The sequence below is a fragment of the uncultured Merdimmobilis sp. genome (assembly GCF_902471145.1).
Taxonomy (GTDB): Bacteria; Bacillota; Clostridia; order Oscillospirales; family Ruminococcaceae; genus Merdimmobilis; species Merdimmobilis hominis.
In genome coordinates this window covers 1-4,442 of the sequence record NZ_CABRJC010000032.1, presented here as the reverse complement: position 1 = coordinate 4,442, position 4,442 = coordinate 1, and the positions used below count along the sequence as shown (strand labels likewise).

Annotated in this window: 3 protein-coding genes; all 3 read left to right on the top strand. The window is 60.0% G+C overall.

The window, feature by feature from the left end; genetic code table 11:
* Window positions 1-118 precede the first annotated feature (118 nt).
* The 3 genes from RDQ42_RS09940 to RDQ42_RS09930 all read left to right on the top strand — a co-directional run bounded on the left by RDQ42_RS09940 (window position 119) and on the right by RDQ42_RS09930 (window position 4,420).
* Complete coding sequence (locus RDQ42_RS09940; RefSeq protein WP_231358311.1) at window positions 119-1,276, top strand: SpoIIE family protein phosphatase; 1,158 nt, start codon at window positions 119-121, stop codon at window positions 1,274-1,276.
* Between the two features lie 46 nt (window positions 1,277-1,322).
* Entirely contained in the window at window positions 1,323-2,753 is a 1,431-nt protein-coding gene (locus RDQ42_RS09935; protein WP_054332160.1) for a 4Fe-4S dicluster domain-containing protein, read from the top strand.
* 779 nt (window positions 2,754-3,532) lie between these two features.
* Window positions 3,533-4,420 carry an ROK family protein gene (locus RDQ42_RS09930; RefSeq protein WP_308588602.1) on the top strand — a complete coding sequence of 296 codons (888 nt, stop codon included), beginning with the start codon at window positions 3,533-3,535 and terminating at the stop codon, window positions 4,418-4,420.
* The last annotated feature ends 22 nt before the right edge of the window (window positions 4,421-4,442 follow it).

Genomic DNA, 4,442 nt, shown 5'->3' with positions numbered 1-4,442 from the left:
GCAGATGCGGGTGGTGCAGGAGATCGCCTCCCTGCTGGGGGAGACCACCGCTGAGACCAAAATCGCCCTCACCCGCCTCAAAGAGACCATCCGCAGGTAAGGGAGGGAGCAGCGCGCCTTGAACAGTCTGACTACCGAAGCTGGCTTTGTCAGCTTAAACAAGCAGGGCGAACAGCTCTGCGGCGACCGGGTGGAGTGGATCGAGCAGCCAGATGGGGTAACCCTGGTGCTGGCCGACGGCCTGGGCAGCGGAGTGAAAGCCAACATCCTCTCCACCCTGACCGCTAAAATTATCGCCACCATGATGGCCGAAGGCCTGCCGGTGGAGGAATGCGTCCGCACCATCGCCAGTACCCTGCCGGTCTGCCAGCAGCGGCAGGTAGCCTATTCCACCTTTACCATCCTCCAGGTGCGGGACGGCTCCACCGCCCGGATCATCCAGTTTGACAACCCCTCGGTCATCCTGCTGCGGGCGGGCAAAAACTGCCCTTACCCCATGGAGGAACTGTGGGTGGACGACAAAAAAATCTTCTCCAGCACCATCGACCTTTTGCCGGAGGATATGTTTGTCCTGTTCAGCGACGGGGCAGTCTACGCCGGCATCGGCCACAGCCTCGCCTTTGGCTGGGGGCGGGAGAACATCATCTCCTTTTTGGAGGGGAGGTACCGTCTGGGCCTTCCCGCCCGGGATGTGGCCTCCCTCCTCGCAGAGGAGGCGAACCGTCTCTATGAGTTTCAGCCCGGGGATGACACCACCATCGCCGCCCTGCGGGTGCGGGAGCGCCAGGCGGTCAACCTGCTGGTAGGCCCCCCCTTCAACCGGGATGACGTACCCAAGGTCATCCGCCGGTTTTTGGAGCAGGAGGGCCGCCACATTGTCTGCGGCGGGACCACCTCTTCCCTGGTGGGGCGGTATCTGGGGCGGCCGGTTACCACATCCCTCCGGTATTACGACCCAGCCATCCCGCCCATTGGGGAGATCGAGGGCCTGGACCTAGTCACCGAAGGGGTTATCACCCTCCAGCGGGTAGCGGATTATGTCCATGCCCTCACCAAGGGGGAGCCTGCCCCCTTCCGGGGCAAAAAGGACGGCGCCTCCCGCATCGCCCAAAACCTGATGGACTATGCCACTGATATCCGCTTTTACCTGGGCAGGGCTTCCAACCCGGCCCACCAACCTTTGGGCATCTCCGCCGATGTAAAGCAGGAGATTGTCCGCCAGCTCTGCAAAGATCTGCGGCAGCTGGGCAAAAACGTTACATTGCAGTACTGCTGAAAAATTCCCTTTTCACGCTACCATACTTTGAGGAGGACTTTTTGACATGCCAACATTTGATTCTCAGGTACAGCTTTTAAAGCACAAGGTTTTGACCGCCGTGGCCAAGCGCGCCTATGAAGGCCGGCTGGACAGCTGCTATTATGAGATCCCGCAGGAGATCGCCCCCGGTCCCAAAGCGGAGATGCGCTGCTGCATCTACAAGGAACGAGCCATTGTAGGGGAACGGATCAAAATGGCTATGGGCGGCCACCCGGAGAATCCCAATGTCATCGAGGTCATGTCCATCGCCTGCGACGAGTGCCCGGCCAGCGGCTACACGGTGGGAGAGGACTGCCGGGGGTGCATCGCCCACCGGTGCGCCGCTGCCTGCCCCAAAGACGCTATCTCCTTTGAAGGCCATAAGGCCAGGATCGACAAATCCAAGTGCATCGGCTGCGGCCGCTGTGCCGCCGCCTGCCCCTACAGCGCCATCGACAACAAACAGCGCCCTTGTGAAATCGCCTGCAAGGTCAAAGCCGTGTCCATGGGCCCCACCGGCGAGGCTTCCATCGACAACAGCAAGTGCATCTCCTGCGGGGCTTGCGCCTACAAATGCCCCTTTGGCGCCATCGCGGACAAATCCTACATCCTGGATGTCATCCGGCTGATTCAGGAGAGCGGCAACAACCAGAACTACCGGGTCTATGCCCTGGTGGCCCCGGCCATCGCCAGCCAGTTTGGGGTAAAAGACTTGGGCAAAGCGGTTTCCGCCCTCAAGGTGCTGGGCTTCCACCATGTGGTGGAGGTGGCTTTGGGCGCCGACATGGTGGCCCACAAAGAGGCGGCTGAACTGGTGGAAAAGGGCTTTTTGACCAGCTCCTGCTGCCCTGCCTTTGTGGATTACATCGAGAAGTTTTTCCCCCAGATGAAGGAGCATGTCTCCCACAACTACTCCCCCATGGCAGAGCTGGCCAGCTACATCCGCAAAACCGATCCCAACTGCCGGATTGTTTTCATCGGCCCCTGCACCGCCAAAAAGATGGAGATCCAAAGGGAAAAGGTCAAAGGCCTGGTGGACTATGTCCTCACCTTTGAGGAGCTGCAAGCCCTCTTCGATGCCAGGGAGATCGACCTCTCCGCCCTTCCCGATGAGCCCCTGGACAACGCCTCCTACTTTGGCCGCATCTTCGCCCGCAGCGGCGGACTGGCTGACGCGGTGGCAGAGGCTCTCAAGGAACAAGGGGTGACCCCGGATCAGTTTACCTTAAAGGCCGTCTCTTGCGATGGGATCGAAGCCTGCCGCATGGCGCTGCTCAAAGCCTCCAAAAACGCCCTGCCGGAGAATTTCATTGAAGGTATGGCCTGCATCGGCGGCTGTATCGGCGGCGCGGGATGCCTGACCCATGAGCCCAAGGACAAGGCCCAGGTGGACCAATACGGAAAGCTGGCCATGGAAAAGACTATCGCCGACGCCATCAAGCCTTACAGCATCTAAAACCAAGCGGGACAGCAAACTAAGCTGCCCCGCTTTTTTTGCGCGCAATGCGCTTTATCCAGCTCTAAGACCTCAGTCAGGGCTTTGTATTCTTCAGGGAAGGTTCCTGAGAACCCCCAGTTCTGTGGGGCGCTCTCGCCCCCCACGCCCCCGAGCCATACTTTTTATGCGAAAGAAGTCGCAGTCCAATAAAATTGGACTGGAAAAGCGCATTTAAGGGGGAATAGGCAACCCTCGCGTCACAGGAAAAGCCCAAACAGCCAACTTGTTGGCTGTGCCCCCATGAAAGCTCCCCCTGCTCCTTGGCGGGGTTATTTTGAAAAGTGGGCTTCTTGCAGCCCCGCGGGCATCCGCGAAGCGGAAAAATCCTCTGCCTTGGAGCGAGGGGCGCCCAGGCGTGCAAGCACACCTACTGAGGATTTTCCGAGCGCACCCATTGTGGCGCACCGATAGGGGAGCCGGGGTCTCCCCGGCGGGTTTTGCTTCCTTTTATCCGCATAAAAGGAAGTGCCGGGGGTGTGAAGGGCCGGCAGGAGGGCCCCTCATTCCTGTGGGGTGCAGGGATTCGTACCCCCGCAAGCCCACCCCAAGATGGAATCTTGAATAAAGACCTCCTGTAGCGGGATGCTTTCCCCTCCCTTCCCTTGCCTGTCAATTTATAGTACAATATCCATACAAAATCCTCTCCGCGCAGACTTATCCTACCCCAGCAGCGGGGTCATCGGAGGTCGAATCATCCCGAAGGCGCCAGAGAATCTTATGGAAAAAGGGGTTATCCTATGAAAATTCTCGCAATTGATATCGGCGGCACCGCCCTCAAAGCCGGGCTGGTAGACGAATCCGCCCAGGTCCTGGAATTCCGGGAGGCTCCCACCTTTGCCGGGGAAGGCGCGGACGCGGTGATGGAGCGGGTCGTCCGCCTGGCCAAGGAATTCTGTGGGTATGAGCGCCTGGGCATCAGCACTGCCGGGCAGATCAACCCCCACACCGGGGAGGTGATCCTGTACACCGATTCCATCCCCGGCTACACAGGGTCCAACCTGAAAACCTATTTTAAGGCCGCCCTCGGGATACCGGTGGCTGTGGACAACGACGCCAACTGCATGGCCATGGGGGAATACGCCTACGGTGCTGCCAAAGGCCATCCCGACTTTCTCAGCCTGGTGTATGGGACCGGCATTGGCGGGGCACTGGTGCAGAACGGCCGGATCTATTACGGTTCCCGTTACTCCGCCGGGGAGTTTGGCCACATGGTCACCCATTTTGGAGGTCGGGTCTGCAAATGCGGCAAGCAGGGATGCTATGAAGCTTACGCCTCTGCCTTTGCCCTCACCCGCCTCGTGGAGGAGAGGACCGGGCAGGCCCTTTCTGGCCGGGAGATTACAAAGCGGCTGGATGACCCGGTGGTTGAGGGCCTTTTCTCCCAGTGGATCGACGAGGTGTCCTGCGGCCTTGCCTCCCTCATCCACATCTTTGACCCGCCGCTGGTGGTGCTGGGCGGAGGGATCATGTCCCCGCCGCAGACCATCCGGCGGATCGAAAACCGCCTTCCCCATTTCCTGCGGGAGAGCTACCAGGGGGTACCTATCCTGGGGGCGGCGCTGGGCAACCAGGCGGGGATGCTGGGGGCTGCCCATCTGGCGATGGAGCTCCCAAATTCCCGCTGAGTCCCTGCTACCGGACAGGAAT

Coding starts and splice junctions, on each gene's coding strand:
- RDQ42_RS09935 (WP_054332160.1), top strand. CDS start 1,323: ATGCCAACATTTGATTCTCAGGTACAGCTTTTAAAGCACAAGGTTTTG.
- RDQ42_RS09930 (WP_308588602.1), top strand. CDS start 3,533: ATGAAAATTCTCGCAATTGATATCGGCGGCACCGCCCTCAAAGCCGGG.